This is a genomic window from Hydrotalea flava (assembly GCF_001623405.1).
In the GTDB taxonomy this organism is placed as follows: Bacteria; Bacteroidota; Bacteroidia; order Chitinophagales; family Chitinophagaceae; genus Hydrotalea; species Hydrotalea flava.
The window spans coordinates 46,035-63,960 of record NZ_LUHG01000082.1; the positions used below are offsets into that span (position 1 = coordinate 46,035).

Here is a 17,926-nt window from a genome sequence, read left to right on the forward strand (position 1 = left end):
TTTATTACCTTTTTTAATAGAAACAAGCATTAATGCATGGAAGCAACGTATCGTTATTTACCAATTGAGTCTACCGGTTTTTTTTCTAAAATTGCAGTAGATTATGTTCAACAAAATAAAAGCTTAAGCCCTTTTTATCAACATGCAGTTTCTATAGAAGGTATTCAGGCCGCTATTCAGGCACGGCAACAAACAACCAATCATCGTCAATTATTGTATGATGTTTTGGTGGAACAATATGCAGGTTTAACCCTAACCCCGCTACAGCAAAATAACTTAGCGGCTATTTTGAGCGAAAATACCTTTACCATTACAACGGCCCACCAACCTAATATTTTTACCGGCCCATTGTATTTTATTTACAAAATAATACACGCTGTTCAACTGGCTGATTATTTAAAAGAACAATTGCCCCAATATTGTTTTGTTCCTTTTTACTACATGGGTAGTGAAGATGCTGATTTGGATGAATTGGGAACCATTACCATTGATGGCAAACAACTTACCTGGCAAACCAAACAAACAGGTGCAGTAGGCAGAATGAAGGTAGATCAGCCTTTTCTGCAACTGATTACGGAAATAAAAGGGCAAATTGATGTATTACCGTATGGTAAAGCATTAAGTACATTGTTCGCAAATGCCTATACGTTAGGCAAAACAATACAACAAGCAACTTTAGAACTGGCGCATGCTTTATTTGCTGATTTTGGTTTGCTGATTGTAATACCCGATAATACCCGTTTAAAAAAAGTATTTGAACCGGTTATTGTTAAAGAATTGACTGAACAGTTTTCGCATCAGGCAGTGGAAGCTACCATCCGGGAAATGCAGCAGCATTATCCCATTCAAACACAAGGGCGAAGTATTAATTTATTTTATTTAATGGATACCTATCGGGAACGCATTGAATGGGAAAATAATGTATTTGTTGTAAAAAAAGCCGGTTTGCAATTTAGTAAAGAAGCTATATTGGAAGAACTGCAACAGCATCCCGAACGATTTAGTGGAAATGTTATTTTAAGGGGGTTATTTCAGGAAACTGTGTTACCCAATATTGTTTTTATTGGTGGCGGTGGCGAATTGGCTTATTGGTTAGAATTAAAGCGGGTTTTTGAATCGGCAGGCGTGCCTTATCCTATGTTATTGTTGCGCAATTCGTTTGTTTTAATACAAGAACGTCGGTTGGAAATTTGGCGTTCGTTGCAATTTAGTGTAGAAGATTTATTTAAACCGGTATTGCATTTGCAAAATGAATATGCAAAAAGGCATAGCGATTATTCTTTATCATTAAATGATGAGATAGCGCAAATCAGCGCTATTTATGCGCTCATTTCGGCACATGCTGCTAAAGCAGATAGTGCTTTAACTACACATGTTCAGGTATTACAGCATCGGGCCATTGAAAAAATTGAACAATTAGAGAAAAAAATGGCAAGAGCAGAAAGGCGAAAATATGCAACTGATATGCAACGAATTGCCAACATTAAAACACAATTATTTCCTAATAATAATCTGCAGGAGCGTGTGGAGAATTTTTCTGTCTTATATGGAAAACATGGCCCTGAATTATTTCATCATATTTATGCAGCTTCAAAATCATTTGGGCAGCAAATGGGCATTATTGCAATGTCTTAAATATCAAACTGATTTACCCAGTCTGATTTTATTTTAGAAATTTTTTCTTTTACTTCCTGTTCTAACTGATTTTTATATTGTTCTACCAAAGTACCTGTAATGGGTTCAAAAGCACCAATTATTTCTGCGGCCAAAATACCGGCATTTTTTGCAGCATTTAAGGCAACTGTAGCTACCGGCACACCGTTGGGCATTTGCAGAATGGATAAAATAGAGTCCCACCCATCTATTGAGTTGGATGATTTGATGGGTACGCCAATAACCGGCAATGGCGTAATGGCAGCCAGCATGCCGGGTAAATGTGCCGCCCCACCGGCACCGGCAATTATTATTTTTAAGCCTCTTTGTTTTGCTTTTTGAGCATATTCAACCATACGCAAAGGCGTTCTGTGTGCTGAAACAATGGTTAATTCAAACGGTATTTTAAATTGTGTTAGCATATCTGCAGCAGCCTGCATTACGGGCAAATCGCTGTCGCTTCCCATTACAATACCTACTTTAATGTTTCCTGTTTCCATATCATTTTTTTTATACTGCAATTTGTAATTGCCGCTTATATAATTGAATGGTATTTTCAAAACCCAAATACAATGCGTCGCAAATTAAGGCATGGCCAATGCTCACCTCATCCAAATTCGAAATATGTTGCCTGAAATAGTGAAGGTTATATAAATCTAAGTCGTGCCCTGCATTAATACCCAAACCTAAGGTGGACGCTAATTTTGCAGCTGACTGATAGGGTTGAATAGCCATTTCCTTTTTCCCTGCAGCAAATTCACGGGCATACATTTCTGTATACAATTCAATTCTGTCGGTATTGGTTTTGGCTGCGGCTTCTACCATTTTTAAATCCGGGTCTATAAAAATTGATACCCGGATTCCTGCCTTTTTAAATGTGCCGATGATATCTATTAAAAAATCTTTGTGTTGAATCGTGTCCCAGCCATGGTCGCTGGTTAATTGTTTTGTGGCATCGGGCACTAATGTTACCTGATCTGGTTTAGCAGCCAGCACCAGCTCAACAAACTTTTGTTCAGATGGGTTTCCTTCTATATTAAATTCAGTAATAATCACTTTTTTAATATCCAACACATCCTGGTAAGTAATATGCCGTTCATCAGGTCGGGGATGCACAGTAATACCTTCTGCACCAAAAAGCTGTGCATCGATAGCGGCTTTGACTACATTGGGATTATTGCCGCCCCTGGCATTGCGTAAAGTGGCGATTTTGTTTATATTAACACTTAAGCGGGTATGCATACAATTGCACTATTTTTTGCAAAGTAATTATAAAAAATGTAAATGCTGCAGAGAATGATTGATATAGATTGCCTTTTTATAGATAACGGAATAAAAGGAGTTAAATGGTAATGTAGTTCATTTAAAACAATGCTAACTTCGCAAAGAACATTTTAAACGTACAATTGTTTTAACTGTTATGTCGTATGCCACATTAGAAACCTGCCTTCTGGATTTAGAAAAAAACGGTCACTTAGTGCGTGTTAAAGAAATGGTTGACCCGCATTTAGAAATGGCTGCTATTCATTTAAGGGTGCATGCTGCCGGCGGGCCTGCATTGTTATTTGAGCATGTAAAGGGTACACCGTTTAGAGCTGCATCGAATATTTTTGGAACAGTTGAACGCAGTAAATTTATTTTTAGAGATACTTTTCAGTTAGTACAGCAGTTAATTGAGTTAAAAGACAATCCTGCAAAAGCTTTACAATCGCCTTTTAAATATTTATACACCGGATGGGCTGCATTGAAAGCATTTCCCTTAAAAAATCCCATTCTAAAGCCGGTATTAGCTAATCAAATTCAAATCAGTGATTTGCCGTTAATACAGCACTGGCCTAATGATGGCGGGGCATTCGTTACGCTTCCGCAAGTGTATACGGAAGATGTTGAACAACCTGGCATTATGCATGCTAATCTTGGCATGTACCGCATTCAATTAACAGGGAATGATTATGTATTGAATAAAGAAATTGGGTTGCATTATCAATTACACAGAGGTATTGGTATTCATCAAACAAAAGCCAATGCAAAAGGCGTTCCATTAAAAGTAAGCTGTTTTGTGGGTGGCCCGCCGGCACATAGTTTGGCAGCAGTAATGCCATTACCAGAGGGCATAAGCGAAATGACTTTTGCAGGGGCATTGGGTGCCAGAAGATTTCGTTATACCTATGTAGATGGATTTGCCATTAGTACTGATGCTGATTTTGTAATTACGGGTGAAGTAATGCCGGGAGGAAACAAACCGGAAGGACCATTTGGTGACCATTTAGGTTATTATAGTTTGAAACATCCATTTCCTGTAATGAAAGTGCATAAGGTATTTGCAAAGAAAAATGCCATTTGGCCATTTACGGTTGTAGGCAGGCCACCACAGGAAGATACCAGTTTTGGAGCATTAATTCATGAACTTACCGGTAATGCTGTTACAAAGGAAATTCCGGGTGTGCGTGAAATTCATGCAGTGGATGCTGCAGGTGTACATCCTTTGTTGCTGGCTATTGGCAGCGAAAGATATACGCCATTTAATCCTGCCAGAGAGCCTGTAGAAATTTTAACCATTGCCAATCATATTTTGGGAACCGGCCAATTGAGTCTGGCTAAATTTTTATTCATTACTGCTGATGATACCAAACAGTTAACTACATCTAACGTACCTGAATTTATGCAGTTTGTATTGGAGCGAATTGATTTTACCCGTGATGTGCATTTTTATACCAATACCAGTATTGATACATTGGATTACAGCGGAGCAGGATTCAACAAAGGCAGTAAGGTAGTATTTGCTGCATACGGAAATCCAATTAGGCGCTTATGCACTGAGGTGCCTGTTCAATTAAAAGAACTCCATTCTTTTGAAAATGCGCAACTGGTAATACCCGGGGTTATTGCCATAACAGCACAGCCTTATACAGATACAGATGCAGCAAAACAAACTTTAGAAATTTTAGAAACACAACTCAAAGAGAGATGGAATACATTGTCTGATGTGGCTTGTATTGTATTATGTGACAGCAGTGCATTTACTGCGGCTACCCTCAACAATTTTTTGTGGGTTACCTTTACACGTTCCAATCCATCGCATGATATACATGGTATTGGTGCCTTTATTGAAAACAAACATTGGGGTTGCAAAGGACCATTGGTAATTGATGCACGCATTAAACCACATCATGCTCCTCCGGTTGAAGTATTGCCGGAAACCAATAAAAAAATCGATCCGCTTTTTGCAAAAAGCGGAAGTTTATATGGAATTGTATAAGCTGTTACAATAATATGCCTCTTAAAAGAAGATAGGCAACACTGAAATAAATAATCAGGCCGGTAACATCCACCAATGTTGCCACAAAAGGCGCGGAAGAAACTGCAGGGTCGGCCCCCAATTTTTTAAGCAACATAGGTAACATTGAGCCGGATAGGGTTCCCCATAAAACCACTCCAATTAAACTTACTCCAACCGTAAATCCAATTAACAACCAGTGGGTACCATATAAGTCCTGAATAATGCCATGCTGCATTAAAACATGCCAGGATGCAATTCTGATAAAACCAATGAGTCCCAAGATACTTCCTAAAATAATTCCACTGCTAATTTCTCTGCGCATTACCCGCCACCAGTCGGTTAAAGAAACTTCGCCCACTGCCATTGCCTGAATAATAAGGGTAGAGGCCTGCGAGCCGCTATTGCCGCCACTCGACATAATGAGTGGAACAAATATGGATAAAACAACAGCTTTTTCAATTTCATCGGCAAAATAGGCCATCGCTGTTGCAGTTAGCATTTCACTTAAAAATAAAACGATGAGCCATCCTACTCTTTTTTTGATGAGTTTAAAAAAAGAGATATCCAAATAAGGCTCATCTAATGCCTCCGTTCCACCTATTTTTTGTATGTCTTCACTAAATTCTTCATTGGTTACCCAAAGTATATCATCAATGGTAACAATGCCCAATAAAATATTATTGTCATCCACTACCGGTAAAGCTACCCGGTTATTCATTTTAAAAATTTTACCGGCATATTCCTGATCGTCATGTACATTCAATGTAATGACTCTTCCATCCATAATTTCAGAAACCAAAGCGTTGGGTGGCGCCAATAAAATATCCTTAATACGTATATCATCTAATAATTTCCCCTTTTGGTTAATGACATAAATAACATCAATGGTTTCGCTATTCTTGGCAAATTTTCGGATAGTAGCAAAAACTTCCTCTATGGTATTGTATTCATATACATACACATAGTCGGGTGTCATTAAGCGGCCTACAGAATCTTCCGGATAACCTAATAAAGCCAATGTAATTTTTCTTTCTTCTGGATTGAGTAGTTTAATTAAATCGCGAATAATATGATTGGGCAATTCTGCTAAAAAAGCAGTTCTGTCATCGGGTGGCAATTCATTCAGTAATTCAGCAGTTTTGGCAGGTGGTAAGGCTTTAATAATGTCTTTCTGTTGCGCAATATCTAAAATTTTAAAAACATTGATGGCTCGGTGAATAGACATGTTAGAGAGGATGGTAGCCTCTTCATCCGGAAATTGGTTCACCAATTCAACAACATCGCTGATATGCAGGTTATTTAAAAAATAGGAAAGCCCTTCTTTGTTATCAGATTGCAGATAATGCAGGAATTGATCTTCTTTGGAAATATTTTTTTTAAAAATTGCAGCCATATTGCAATTTAAGCCTTTAACAGAGGAAGAAAAAATTTGAGATACTGAATTCTGCTAACTTCGCCTACATTAGTGAATAAGAAATGATATTACCAGATTTAATCATAGCACCCTCTCCAAAAGGAGGGAGAGGAGTATTTGCTTTAGCCGTTATACCATCCGGAACCATTATTGAAATTTCACCGGTGTTGGTTTTTAGTAAGCAGGAACGTTTGATTGTAGAGCAAACTTTGTTATATAATTACATTTTTGAGTGGGGTAGGTCGCGGAAGCTGGCAGCATTAGGGTTAGGCTATCTATCTTTATACAATCATGATTATGATGCTAATGCTGATTATACGATGGATTTTGAAAGCGCATTAATGACGATTACTACTGTAAAAAAAATTAATAAAGGCGATGAGATTTTTATTAATTACAATGCAAATCCAAATGATACAACAAAAATTTGGTTCGATGCAAAGTAATGTGATACAGTTATAAAAGGGGCTGTAAGAATACAGCCCCGTTATTCACCAAAACCCAACTATAAAAAAATTACCAATACTGATAGCCAATTAGTCGTGCTAATTCAATTTTAGCCAGGCATAATTGGTATTCATATTGCAATCTGGTTAAAGCAGCCCTTTGCACGTTGGTACTGGCATTGGTTAACTCTAAATTGGTGCCTGTACCATTTAAAAACCGGGAAGCGGCTAATTTTTCTGCATATACAGCTTCTTCAATTTGTCCGGTTGTATTTTGAATTCGTTCCATATTACTTTTAATATCGGTAAGGGCTTGCTGAATATTTTTTCGATAATTGTTATTTAAAGTTTCCTGTGCCAATTCATTTTGTTTTACAATATTTTGTGCCAGTTTAACCTGCTGTTTGATTTTACCGCCATTATAAATAGGAATGGTGATTCCAACACCTGCAACATAATTAAAACGGGGATTTTCAACTTCAGGAACATATCCATTTTTGTAACCTGCTGCTGCCTGTAAACCTACTATTGGTTTATTGGAAAGTTTGGCAATATTTACATCGCTTAAAGCCTCTTTTATTTTATCTTTCATAATAAAAAAATCCATATTGGTGGCTTGTGCAATGCTGATTAAATCATCAATATTATTGGGGGTTGTTAAATCAAAATCGAATGTTGTTCCATTTTCAAAATTGGTGCCGGTAGTATATGCCAGTAAATTGAGTTGCTTTTGTAATGAATTTAGAAGATCAACTTTTCTGTTTTGTTCATTATCAATTGCGGCTTGTATATTCAATACATCAATTTTAAGTGCATCGCCATTTTTTAATTTTGCATCTACTATTTTTTTATTGTCATTTAAAAACTTTAAAACACTATCCTGAATTGCAATTGCTTTTTTCAAATAAATCATATTATAATAAATAATGGAAACCTGATTGGCTAATTGCGATTTTACATTTGCAAGATTATGTGTGGCAGTTTGCAATTCATCTTTCGATTTTTCAATATTGGCTTTCAATCTTCCAAAATCAAATAATGCATATTGCACATTCATACTGGCATTCATACTGTTAACAGGTGCAAACTGAAAATCAGTACCACCTAAAGGAATGGTGATTTTAGGTTGTATGTATGCATAACTGGCATTACCGGTAATTTCCGGCATATTATTCAGTTTGGTGAGTTCTAATTTTTCTTGTGCAGTACTAATGGTATTATTTACTTCTTTTACTTTGGGATAAAAAGTAAAAGATTGATTAATTAAATTTTTTAATTCTGTGTTTACCTGTACTTGTGCCCGGCAAAAGAAAGCCATTAAAACAAATAATATTAAAAAATTATATTTTTTCATTTTCCGTATTTTAATTCATTTTACATTTTAAATATTACCTCATTTATTTAATGTGCTTCACTGGCTGCTTTCATCATAGCTGCTTTTTCAGCAGTACTTTGTTTTTTCACTCTTAAAAATGCCACTAATGGTATTACTATTATAAAAAATATTGCCACTAGTCTAAACGTATCCAGATAAGCTAAGTAATAGGATTGTCTTTCTACCGAAGCATTAACAAAACCATAAGCCTGATGGGTTGCATCTTGTAAGCCGGCACCTGTTTTAGAAATCAAGCCATTTGCAATAGTTTGCACACGCTGCAATAATAATGGTGACCCTGCAGGCATATTGCTTACTATATCGCTTCTATGTTGCGCATATTGATGCGATATATAATTGTTGGCCATAGCAATACCAAAGGCACCGCCTAATTGCCGGATCATATTATTTAATGAAATACCTGCAGCATAATCTTTGGGTTCAAGTCCGGCTACTGCCTGATTAATAAGTGGTAATTGTACCATTGAAATGCCAATGGCTCTCAACAATAATGGGAAAAAGAAATCCCATTTTCCTACATCAGGACTAACTTGTGAAGTTAATATACTGTAAGCAGCAAACAATAAAAAACCTGCTACTACAAATGGAATGGGTGAAACTCCTTTACTCATAATTTTACCTACAATGGGTAACATTACAACGGCCATAAGGGTAGGAGGCAGTAAAGAAATACCGGTTTCATAAGCTGTAAAACCCAGTATCCGTTGTGCCAATACCGGATATACAAATACGGATGTAAATAATCCTAATCCTGCAACAAATGTAAATATGGTAGTAAATGCCAGATTACGATTACCCAATACCCTTAAATTTACTGCAGGCTCTTTAATACTTAGCTCATAAATAATAAAGCCTACAATACTTATAACTGCAATAACAGAGCAAATACGAATGGCTTCACTACTAAACCAATCATCAGCTTCACCACGTTCCAATACAAATTGTAAACAACCAATGCCTGCTGCCAGCAATAGTATACCGTTATAATCGATATGTATAGATTTTTTCTTTTTCCCTTCCCCTTCCTTTTTTTCAATAAAGTAAAAGGTAAGCATGGTAGCAATAATACCAATTGGAATATTGATCATAAAAATAAGCGGCCAGGAAGCGTGGTCTATAATATATCCGCCTAATGTTGGCCCCAATGTTGGCCCTAACACAACACCCATCCCAAACAATCCGGAAGCAATTGGCCGATCTTGTGGTTCAAATGCATCGAATAAAATAGCTTGGGAGGTGGATAGTAATGCACCACCACCAATACCTTGCACAAAACGCCACGCAATAATTTCAACCAGTGAGGATGATTGAGCGCACATATATGATGCTGCTGTAAAAATAACCATGGATACCAGATAATAATTTTTACGGCCAAAATATTCTGCTAAAAATCCTGTTAGGGGAATAATAATTACGTTTGCTATGGCATAAGAAGTAATTACCCAGCTAATATCTTCTATACTTACGCCCAAACTTCCACTCATATCATTTAAAGCCACGTTTACAATAGATGTGTCAATTAATTCCATTACGGCTGCCGTAACGGTAGTTAACACAATAATGGTACGGGCAAATCCTTTTGGTGTAGCCATGAATTTTTTTTATTTGTTATTAGCAACTACATATACACTTAAACCGGCCCTCAATAAATCTTTGAATTGATCAATATTGTCGAAATTTATTTTAACAGGCACACGTTGGGTAACTTTTACAAAGTTGCCGCTAGAATTATCTGGAGGAAGCAAGGCAAATTTGGCACCTGTAGCATCACTTAAATTGGCAATGGTTCCTGTAATTTTTAAATTCGGATAAGCATCTATATTAATTTCAACTTTTTTGCCTCTATATAAATGGCGAAGCTGGTTTTCTTTAAAATTGGCCACTACCCAATAAGTACTATTGTCAACAATCGAAAACAATGGGGTACCCTCTTGCACAAACTGGCCTTCGCTAACATTTCGTTTGCCAATTTTTCCCGATTGTGGTGCAAAAATTTTAGTGTAAGTTAATTTCAGTTTTTGTTGGTCAATTTTTGCTTGTTGCACAGCAATAGATGCTTCGGCTTTTTCAACAGAAGCTCTTAAAACTGCCAATCTGCTATCGGCTGCATTATAATCTTTATGCGAATTTTGGTATTGTTGCAAAGCTGTTTCGTAATTGTACTGCGAGTCATCCAATTGTTTTTTGGTAATGGCTTCTGCTGCAAATAAATTTTTATCTCTATCCAAATCCTGTTGCGCTTTCTTCAGTCTTAATTCGCTTAAGTCAATATTTCCTTTGTTTACTTTTAAAGCAACCAATGCATTATTTAAAGTAGCTCTGGCATTTACAATATCTATTTTTGTTTGAGCCAAAGTAGCCTCCATTTCTTTCAGTTGCAACAATAAATCTGCATCATCAATTTCTGCCACCAGTTGTCCGGATTTTACACTGTCGTAATCTCTTACATACAATGTTTTAATATAACCTGAAACCCTCGGTAAAACAGGTGTAATTTGCCCCTCTACCTCTGCATCGTCGGTAGTTTCATGGGTTAGTGCAAATTTTATTTTATCGAATATAAAATATCCTGCCACCAATAAAACCGCAATGAGTATAATTAATCTGATGGGTGATTTTTTCTTTTGTTCCTGTGCTTGCTGTTCCATTTATTTTGATGATTTATTTTTTATTATTGTAATAATGTAGAATGAACCATTTGTTGAATGTGTGTAACGAGTCGTTTCCTAAATTGTTCATTGGAGTAAGGATTAAAATCTTTATTACTTTCTCTGAAAATATATACACAACAAATTTGTTTCGATTTCAGTACCTGATTAATGGTTCCAATAATGCTGGCAAAAAGGAGGGGAGCATCTACCTTTTTAAATACTTTTTTTCGAATCCCTTTTTCAATAATTTTTGTAAAATTGTTGATGTTCTGTGTAACAACCTCAATCACTTTTTGATGCAAATCTTCTCGCTGCGATACCAGCATTTCCTGTTCCATTACCTTATGAAAATCTGGATAGGATAAGAAGCGATTTACATAAGCTTCTATAATTAAATCAATTTTTTCAATTTCAGTAAGGTTTTTATCATTTTCCAAATCCTCAATTCGCCCCTTTATATAGCGAACCTTTTCTTCTACTATGGCTTCAAACAATTTCTCTTTTGAACCAAAGTAGTAGTTTACCATAGCAATATTCACTTCTGCTTTCTGTGCTAAATCACGAATGGATGTACCCTCAAATCCCTTCTCTGAAAAAAGGGAAATGGCGGTTTGCATAATCAATTCCTTCTTGTCTATACTCATAGTGTAACTATTAAAATGCAAATTTTAAACAAATGTTTGAATTAAACAAACGTTTGATTTATTTTTATCAAATTTTAATGTGTATATCAAAATAATCATGGAATTTTAGGACATTCAAATTAATATGTATACAGCTACATCGTTCAATGCAGCAGATTTTGGTTCTGATTTTTTATGGGGTATTGCCATTGCAGCCGCACAAAATGAAGGTGCTCATAATTTATATGGACGCGGCCCCTCCATTTGGGACCAGTTTGCCATTCGTAGCGGAAAAATTAAGGGGAATGCCAAACCTGATGAGTGTTGCGATTTTTACCACCGTTATAAAAATGATTTGCAGTTAGTAAAACAGATGGGATTTAAAGTATTTCGTTTTTCAATTTCCTGGAGCCGAATTATACCGAATGGAACCGGTTCTGTGAATAAAGAAGGAATTCTTTTTTATCATCATGTTATAGATGAATGTATTGCTTTAGGGTTAACACCCTGTATCACTCTCTATCATTGGGATTTACCATTGGCATTGCAAAAGGAGGGTGGATGGACTTCACATTCCTTACTTAAATGGTTTACAAAATATGTTACGGTTTGTATGCACGAATATGGCAATAAAGTAAAGCAGTGGATTATTCTGAATGAACCAATGGGGTTTACCTCATTGGGGTATATGCTGGGTAAACATGCACCAGGGAAATCGGGTATACAACAATTTTTTGCTGCTGTACATAATGCGGTATTGGCTCAGGCTGAAGGCGGCAGAATTGTTCGTGCAATGGTGCCAGACGCAGTGATTGGTATCACATTTTCGTGCAGTGAAGTTGTACCGGCTTCAGAAAAAAAAGCAGATATTGTGGCATCCAAAAAAATGGATATTTTATTAAACCGATTATTTATTGAACCTGCTTTGGGTATGGGTTATCCTTCGGATGATTTTATTTTAATGGATCGATTACACCTTTATACCAAAGCATGGAAATATACCGAAAGGATGAAATTTGATTTTGATTTTATCGGCCTTCAAAATTATTTTCCCGTTACGGTAGCCCATCAGGCTATGATTCCTTATGTGCAGGCTATTGAGGTGAAAGCTGCCAAACGTAAAGTACCGCATACTGATTTGGGATGGGAAATTAATGCAAAAAGTTTTTATAATATTTTAAAACAGTTCGCAGATTATCCGAATGTAAATAAAATGATTATAACTGAAAATGGTGCCTGCTTTAAAGATAAACTGCACAATGGTATGATTCATGATGTGCAGCGTATTGCATATTTTAAGAGTTATTTAGGGGCACTGTTACAAGCAAAAAAAGATGGAATACCTATAAAAGGATATTATGTATGGACATTAACCGATAATTTTGAATGGTCAGAAGGTTTTCAGGCTCCATTTGGGTTGGTACATGTTGATTTTAAAACGCAACAACGTACCATCAAAAATTCAGGTTTCTGGTGGCAGCAATTTTTATTAAACACAAAACAATGATTAAAACAATGATTAAAGCAATAATGCAAAACGAACAACGAAAATTCATTTTATTTTTTCTTTTCATTACTTTTTTTGTTACACAACAAGTAAATGCCCAAAGTATTTGGACTGCGGGTATGAAACGTCCGGATGGGAATACTATAGTATTTAATTTTCAATTGGCTACCCTGCAGCACAAAGCCGTTTTGTATCTGTTAAATGGTTCGGATAAATTTTTGGTGGACAGTGTTCAATTCAGAAACGATTCTGTTTTTATACAGATGCCTGTATTTGAATCGCAGTTTAAAGCCAAAGTACTGGCACCTGATTTATGGCAGGGGGTTTGGAAAAAAGAAACCTCCACAATACCTGTTGAATTACCTTTTACAGCAACGGTTCAACCAGATAAATTTCAACAAACAAGCCCTGCTTCTGCTAATTTATCGGGCAGATGGCAGGTAACATTCACCAGACCCAACGGAACTTTACGGCCTGCCATTGCTGAATTTAAACAAAACGGTAACAATATTACAGGTACATTTTTAACACCCAGTGGCGATTACAGATACCTGAGTGGAATTGTAACCGGCGATACATTAAAGCTCTCTACTTTTGATGGAGGCCATGCTTATCTTTTTGAGGCCATTGCTGAAAACGACACCATTTTAAAAAATGGTTTTTTTTATTCTGATGCTACGGCTACTGAAAAATTTTCTGCTATTAAAAACAGCAACGCACAATTGCCCGATTCAATTGCTGCCACTTATATGAAACCCGGTGAAACAACATTGCATTTTACTTTTCCCGATTTAAATCATCATCCGGTTTCTTTGCAGGATGCTGCGTTTAAAAATAAAGTAGTGGTTTTGCAAATTATGGGTTCCTGGTGCCCTAACTGCATGGATGAAACACAATTCCTCAGTAAGTTTTATGATGCCTATAAAGATAAAGGCCTTGCAGTCATTGCTTTGGCTTATGAATTGAGTACTGACTTTAACCGATCAAAAGCCAGTCTTGAAAAATTTCAGCATCGGTTTAATGTACAATATCCCATTTTAATTACAGGCGCAGCGGTAAATGATAGTTTGAAAACAGAGAAAACTTTACCGGCTTTACAGTCCATTAAAGTATTTCCAACGCTTATCTTTATTGGTAAAGATGGGAAAGTTGCCAAAATAGATACCGGCTTTTATGGCCCGGGTTCAGGTGAATATTATAAAAAATTTCAGGAAGATTTTGAACATACTATACAATATTTGTTGCAGCAAAATAGTACTACAGAATAATTCTAAGTATTTGTGAAATTTTAAGCAACGGATTGTAACTTTATCTATCAACATTTGCGGGTAAATGAAATCATGTAAACAATTATTTCATTCATTTTTTTCATTCACTAAAACTGTATTGCTATATGAAAACAATTCGTCAATTTTTAATTGCTATATTAATTATTGCAGCCCTTACTGCATTGTATATCGGATTTAGCTTAATCAACGATTCCAGTGGCCGTTCATTAGGATTGTCATACGATGATTTACAAGGCACTCCATTTTCATCTTATAGCACACCGGGTTGGTTATTGGTTGTTTTTATTGGCTTGGGAAGCCTGATTGCAGCCTGGGGCTGCATACAGCATATTGCATTTCATCCTATTCTTGTTATGGCAGAAGGTATTATTTTTGCTATTTGGATTATAATACAAATTACCATTACCGGTAACATTAATTTCCCTATTATTTTGTTTGCATTGTTTGCACTTGCCCTTATTTTATTAGGCAATCTGTTACGCAAAAAAATGTTACAACCTACGCATCACCCACCGCAAACGCACCAATACAAGCATCGCGTTAAAAAAACAACTTCACATAAAAAGTAATTTCATAAAAAAACCGGGTAATAATCCCGGTTTTTTATGCGCTAAAATTGCTTCAACTTTTATTTAAGATAACTTCTTACAAACCATGCCCATTTTTCGTGCATTTTCAACAAACCGGTTAAAAAATCTGCATTTCCCAAATCCTTGTATTCGTCAGAAAATAAAACAATATCATTGCGTAAACTGCGAATCATGGTTTCGTGATCATTCAACAAATTTTCTAATTGTTTCTTTTGGTTATTGGTATATTCTTCTTCCAATAAGTTGGTTAAAGCTAAAAAATCTTTTAGTCTGCCTTCTGCATAATGGCCTAACATTCTAACTCGTTCAGCAATTTCGTCAATTATTTCATCAATGCCATTGTACATATCTTCATAAAATTTATGCATTTCAATAAAGTTGCTGCCTTCAATATTCCAATGGCAATTCCTTACTTTAGTGTATAGTACATATTCATCGGCCAATATCTGGTTTAATTTTTTTGCGGCTGATTGCGCATGTTGATCGTTGATTCCAATATTTGCTTTCATAAAATTTATTTTTAATGGCTTCTTGCAAAATTAGCAAATAAATTTAATTATCTTGTTATAAGATTGCTATAAATTGCGTGTATTACATCTGTAATACGGAATATTTTCTTTTCTATTCAAGTGTTTAGGCTATTTTGAATTTTCGATGGCAGCATACATTCCGGTGTACTGTTATTCTAAAAAAAATTTCTCCTTTCCAATCAATACCTTACTTTTGCTGCGTAATTAAAAATCAATGAATTTAAACAACGTATACATGCATCATCATACACTGCCTACTTTGTAAGCAGACGATGTTTGGTGTTTATACTTTTCATAACATTTGAAGCTTACTCCGGTAAGCTTTTTTTATTTTACAAACATTCACAAAATTGTGAAAAACAAAATGCGTATGCAAAACGAAAAATTAAAATTGGCAATTCAAAAAAGTGGCAGATTACATGATGATTCGATGAAATTATTAAAGGAATGTGGTATTGATATTACCAATGGTGTAAATAAATTAAAAACCGAAGCCAGCAATTTCCCCATTGAAGTATTTTTTTTAAGAGACGATGATATACCGCAATATGTAGAAGATGCTGTTGCAGATATTGGATTTGTTGGTGAAAATGTGGTGTATGAAAAAAATAAAAAGGTAACTGTGGTTGAAAAATTGGGTTTTGGAAAATGCAGATTGTCTATTGCCGTTAGAAAAGGCGATGTGTATGCCGGGCCGGAATATTTGCAGGGTAAAAAAATTGCAACCAGTTATCCCGTTTTATTACAACAGTACTTACAACAAAAAAATATCAATGCCGAAATACATGAAATTAGCGGCAGTGTTGAAATTGCGCCGGGAATTGGTTTAGCAGATGCTATTTGTGATTTGGTAAGCAGCGGTTCAACTTTATTTATGAATGGATTGGCAGAATCGGAAGTAATTTTAAATTCACAGGCAGTATTAATTCAAAATGAACAATTACCACAGCACAAACAACAATTACTGAACAAATTATTGTTTCGTATACAGGCAGTAAAAAAAGCTAAGAATAACAAATACGTTTTATTAAATGCGCCCAACCATAAATTAGCTGAAATCATTGCTTTGTTGCCGGGTATGAAAAGCCCAACGGTACTGCCCTTGGCAGAACAAGGGTGGAGCAGTGTGCATAGTGTATTAAGCGAAAATCAATTTTGGGATATTATTGAACAATTGAAACAAGCCGGCGCTCAGGGCATTTTAGTAGTACCCATTGAAAAAATGATTATTTAAAAAAGTTTTGTCATGCAAATTTTTGAAAATCCTTCCCATCAGCAATGGAAAGCAATATTACAACGTCCGGCATTAGATAATGCCGGTTTGCAGGCTACCGTGCAAAATATTTTGCAGGAAGTACACAAGAATGGTGATGCAGCTATTCGTGCATTTACACATTCACTGGATAAAGTTTTATTGGATAATTTTGCGGTGCAGGAAGCTGAGATTGCATCTGCAAGCTTCAAAATAAAACCTGAACTTAAAAATGCCATTCAGGTTGCAGTTAATAACATTACATTATTTCATGAAAAGCAATTACAACCTGTTGAGAAAATTGAAACAATGCCGGGTGTTACCTGCTGGCGCAAATCAGTACCTATTGAGAAAGTTGGATTGTATATACCCGGTGGTTCAGCTCCTTTATTTTCAACCCTGTTAATGTTGGCTATTCCTGCAAAAATTGCCGGTTGTAAAGAAATTGTTTTGTGTACGCCTCCACGTAAAGATGGTACCGTTGATGAAGTAATATTATATACAGCATCCTTACTTGGAATTAAAAAAGTATTCAGTATTGGAGGAGTACAGGCCATTGGCGCCATGGCATACGGCACCAATACCATACCGCAGGTATATAAAATTTTTGGACCGGGTAATCAGTATGTAACCGCTGCTAAGCAATTGATACAACAGGAGGGTGTTGCTATTGACATGCCTGCCGGCCCCAGCGAAGTATGCGTATTGGCCGATGAATCGGCTAATGCAGCATTTATTGCAGCAGATTTATTATCGCAGGCTGAGCATGGACCAGATAGTCAGGTAATGTTGGTAACAACACATGCTTCATTGGTAACCTTGGTCTTGGAGGAAATTGAAAAGCAACTGAAGGTTTTGCCTCGTAAAACATTAGCTAAAAAATCTTTGGATAATAGCAAATGTATTGTACTTCAAAAAATGGAGGAAGCCATTGCATTTGTAAATGCTTATGCAGCCGAACATTTAATTCTGCACTGCCGGCAACCGGAACTGATTGCCGAACACATTACCAATGCAGGTTCTGTATTTTTAGGTGCTTATTCTCCTGAAAGTGTAGGCGATTATGCCAGTGGCACCAATCATACCCTTCCCACCAATGGTTTTGCAAAAGCTTATAGTGGTGTAAGTGTAGACTCATTTGTAAAAAAAATTACCTATCAGCAACTATCACAGGATGGATTGGCATTAATTGGCCCATCAGTAGCATTAATGGCAGCAGCAGAAAGATTGGATGCGCACCGTAATGCTGTTCAAATCCGATTAAATACGATGGAATAATGTTTTCTGTTTAAAAA

General features: G+C 36.1%; 16 protein-coding genes. 8 read left to right on the forward strand and 8 right to left on the reverse strand.

Features of this window, described 5'->3' with window-relative positions; all coding sequences use genetic code 11:
- Positions 1 to 36 precede the first annotated feature (36 nt).
- The gene (gene bshC / locus A0F92_RS09415) at positions 37 to 1,635 is read left to right on the forward strand and encodes a bacillithiol biosynthesis cysteine-adding enzyme BshC (protein ID WP_068244803.1); all 1,599 of its coding nucleotides are present in this window, start codon (positions 37 to 39) and stop codon (positions 1,633 to 1,635) included.
- Here the strand turns inward: bshC and purE are convergent.
- Both purE and A0F92_RS09425 read right to left on the reverse strand, forming a co-directional pair.
- Positions 1,632 to 2,153, reverse strand: a complete 522-nt coding sequence (gene purE / locus A0F92_RS09420; RefSeq protein WP_068244913.1) for a 5-(carboxyamino)imidazole ribonucleotide mutase — start codon at positions 2,151 to 2,153, stop codon at positions 1,632 to 1,634. The two genes, bshC and purE, sit on opposite strands and share 4 nt — an antisense overlap.
- A 10-nt stretch (positions 2,154 to 2,163) precedes the next feature.
- Positions 2,164 to 2,895, reverse strand: coding sequence for a pyridoxine 5'-phosphate synthase (locus tag A0F92_RS09425; protein WP_068244806.1), 732 nt, complete (start codon positions 2,893 to 2,895; stop codon positions 2,164 to 2,166).
- A gap of 178 nt (positions 2,896 to 3,073) precedes the next feature.
- On the opposite strand from A0F92_RS09425, the gene A0F92_RS09430 reads away from it, so the two are divergent.
- Positions 3,074 to 4,912: a UbiD family decarboxylase gene (locus A0F92_RS09430; protein ID WP_068244809.1), complete on the forward strand. Its 1,839-nt coding sequence runs from the start codon at positions 3,074 to 3,076 to the stop codon at positions 4,910 to 4,912.
- A gap of 4 nt (positions 4,913 to 4,916) precedes the next feature.
- On the opposite strand, the gene mgtE is transcribed toward A0F92_RS09430, so the two are convergent.
- Positions 4,917 to 6,326, reverse strand: coding sequence for a magnesium transporter (gene mgtE, locus A0F92_RS09435; protein WP_068244812.1), 1,410 nt, complete (start codon positions 6,324 to 6,326; stop codon positions 4,917 to 4,919).
- Positions 6,327 to 6,409: 83 nt separating this feature from the next.
- On the opposite strand from mgtE, the gene A0F92_RS09440 reads away from it, so the two are divergent.
- Positions 6,410 to 6,793 carry an SET domain-containing protein gene (locus tag A0F92_RS09440; protein WP_068244815.1) on the forward strand — a complete coding sequence of 128 codons (384 nt, stop codon included), beginning with the start codon at positions 6,410 to 6,412 and terminating at the stop codon, positions 6,791 to 6,793.
- Positions 6,794 to 6,863: 70 nt separating this feature from the next.
- Here A0F92_RS09440 and A0F92_RS09445 read toward each other — a convergent pair whose 3' ends face one another.
- Genes A0F92_RS09445 through A0F92_RS09460 form a run of 4 tightly spaced genes read right to left on the reverse strand, consistent with a single transcriptional unit; the run spans position 6,864 to position 11,484 of the window.
- Positions 6,864 to 8,147: a TolC family protein gene (locus A0F92_RS09445; protein ID WP_068244818.1), complete on the reverse strand. Its 1,284-nt coding sequence runs from the start codon at positions 8,145 to 8,147 to the stop codon at positions 6,864 to 6,866.
- A gap of 47 nt (positions 8,148 to 8,194) precedes the next feature.
- A complete protein-coding gene (locus tag A0F92_RS09450; RefSeq protein ID WP_068244824.1) occupies positions 8,195 to 9,781 on the reverse strand; it encodes a DHA2 family efflux MFS transporter permease subunit in 1,587 nt (528 codons plus the stop codon).
- Positions 9,782 to 9,790: 9 nt separating this feature from the next.
- The gene (locus A0F92_RS09455) at positions 9,791 to 10,837 is read right to left on the reverse strand and encodes an HlyD family secretion protein (RefSeq protein WP_068244829.1); all 1,047 of its coding nucleotides are present in this window, start codon (positions 10,835 to 10,837) and stop codon (positions 9,791 to 9,793) included.
- Between the two features lie 23 nt (positions 10,838 to 10,860).
- Positions 10,861 to 11,484: a TetR/AcrR family transcriptional regulator gene (locus A0F92_RS09460; RefSeq protein WP_068244831.1), complete on the reverse strand. Its 624-nt coding sequence runs from the start codon at positions 11,482 to 11,484 to the stop codon at positions 10,861 to 10,863.
- Between the two features lie 124 nt (positions 11,485 to 11,608).
- Here A0F92_RS09460 and A0F92_RS09465 point away from each other — a divergent pair, with 124 nt between their 5' ends.
- The 3 genes from A0F92_RS09465 (at position 11,609) to A0F92_RS09475 (ending at position 14,828) form a co-directional block, all read left to right on the forward strand.
- Positions 11,609 to 12,970: a GH1 family beta-glucosidase gene (locus A0F92_RS09465; RefSeq protein ID WP_068244833.1), complete on the forward strand. Its 1,362-nt coding sequence runs from the start codon at positions 11,609 to 11,611 to the stop codon at positions 12,968 to 12,970.
- The gene (locus tag A0F92_RS09470) at positions 12,967 to 14,238 is read left to right on the forward strand and encodes a peroxiredoxin family protein (protein WP_253810327.1); all 1,272 of its coding nucleotides are present in this window, start codon (positions 12,967 to 12,969) and stop codon (positions 14,236 to 14,238) included. Before A0F92_RS09465 ends, A0F92_RS09470 begins: the two co-directional genes overlap by 4 nt.
- A 125-nt stretch (positions 14,239 to 14,363) precedes the next feature.
- On the forward strand, positions 14,364 to 14,828 hold the full coding sequence (locus A0F92_RS09475; RefSeq protein ID WP_068244835.1) for a hypothetical protein: 465 nt from the start codon (positions 14,364 to 14,366) through the stop codon (positions 14,826 to 14,828).
- A gap of 59 nt (positions 14,829 to 14,887) precedes the next feature.
- On the opposite strand, the gene A0F92_RS09480 is transcribed toward A0F92_RS09475, so the two are convergent.
- On the reverse strand, positions 14,888 to 15,358 hold the full coding sequence (locus tag A0F92_RS09480; protein WP_068244838.1) for a Dps family protein: 471 nt from the start codon (positions 15,356 to 15,358) through the stop codon (positions 14,888 to 14,890).
- Between the two features lie 391 nt (positions 15,359 to 15,749).
- On the opposite strand from A0F92_RS09480, the gene hisG reads away from it, so the two are divergent.
- Both hisG and hisD read left to right on the forward strand, forming a co-directional pair.
- Positions 15,750 to 16,613 (forward strand): ATP phosphoribosyltransferase, encoded by an 864-nt coding sequence (gene hisG, locus A0F92_RS09485; RefSeq protein ID WP_068244918.1) that lies wholly within the window; start codon positions 15,750 to 15,752, stop codon positions 16,611 to 16,613.
- A gap of 12 nt (positions 16,614 to 16,625) precedes the next feature.
- Positions 16,626 to 17,909, forward strand: a complete 1,284-nt coding sequence (gene hisD / locus A0F92_RS09490) for a histidinol dehydrogenase (protein ID WP_068244841.1) — start codon at positions 16,626 to 16,628, stop codon at positions 17,907 to 17,909.
- Positions 17,910 to 17,926: the final 17 nt, after the last annotated feature.

Bases quoted from the DNA above. Each gene is read 5' to 3' on its own strand.
- bshC (WP_068244803.1), top strand. From the start codon at position 37: ATGGAAGCAACGTATCGTTATTTACCAATTGAGTCTACCGGTTTTTTT.
- purE (WP_068244913.1), bottom strand. From the start codon at position 2,153: ATGGAAACAGGAAACATTAAAGTAGGTATTGTAATGGGAAGCGACAGC.
- A0F92_RS09425 (WP_068244806.1), bottom strand. From the start codon at position 2,895: ATGCATACCCGCTTAAGTGTTAATATAAACAAAATCGCCACTTTACGC.
- A0F92_RS09430 (WP_068244809.1), top strand. From the start codon at position 3,074: ATGTCGTATGCCACATTAGAAACCTGCCTTCTGGATTTAGAAAAAAAC.
- mgtE (WP_068244812.1), bottom strand. From the start codon at position 6,326: ATGGCTGCAATTTTTAAAAAAAATATTTCCAAAGAAGATCAATTCCTG.
- A0F92_RS09440 (WP_068244815.1), top strand. From the start codon at position 6,410: ATGATATTACCAGATTTAATCATAGCACCCTCTCCAAAAGGAGGGAGA.
- A0F92_RS09445 (WP_068244818.1), bottom strand. From the start codon at position 8,147: ATGAAAAAATATAATTTTTTAATATTATTTGTTTTAATGGCTTTCTTT.
- A0F92_RS09450 (WP_068244824.1), bottom strand. From the start codon at position 9,781: ATGGCTACACCAAAAGGATTTGCCCGTACCATTATTGTGTTAACTACC.
- A0F92_RS09455 (WP_068244829.1), bottom strand. From the start codon at position 10,837: ATGGAACAGCAAGCACAGGAACAAAAGAAAAAATCACCCATCAGATTA.
- A0F92_RS09460 (WP_068244831.1), bottom strand. From the start codon at position 11,484: ATGAGTATAGACAAGAAGGAATTGATTATGCAAACCGCCATTTCCCTT.
- A0F92_RS09465 (WP_068244833.1), top strand. From the start codon at position 11,609: ATGTATACAGCTACATCGTTCAATGCAGCAGATTTTGGTTCTGATTTT.
- A0F92_RS09470 (WP_253810327.1), top strand. From the start codon at position 12,967: ATGATTAAAACAATGATTAAAGCAATAATGCAAAACGAACAACGAAAA.
- A0F92_RS09475 (WP_068244835.1), top strand. From the start codon at position 14,364: ATGAAAACAATTCGTCAATTTTTAATTGCTATATTAATTATTGCAGCC.
- A0F92_RS09480 (WP_068244838.1), bottom strand. From the start codon at position 15,358: ATGAAAGCAAATATTGGAATCAACGATCAACATGCGCAATCAGCCGCA.
- hisG (WP_068244918.1), top strand. From the start codon at position 15,750: ATGCAAAACGAAAAATTAAAATTGGCAATTCAAAAAAGTGGCAGATTA.
- hisD (WP_068244841.1), top strand. From the start codon at position 16,626: ATGCAAATTTTTGAAAATCCTTCCCATCAGCAATGGAAAGCAATATTA.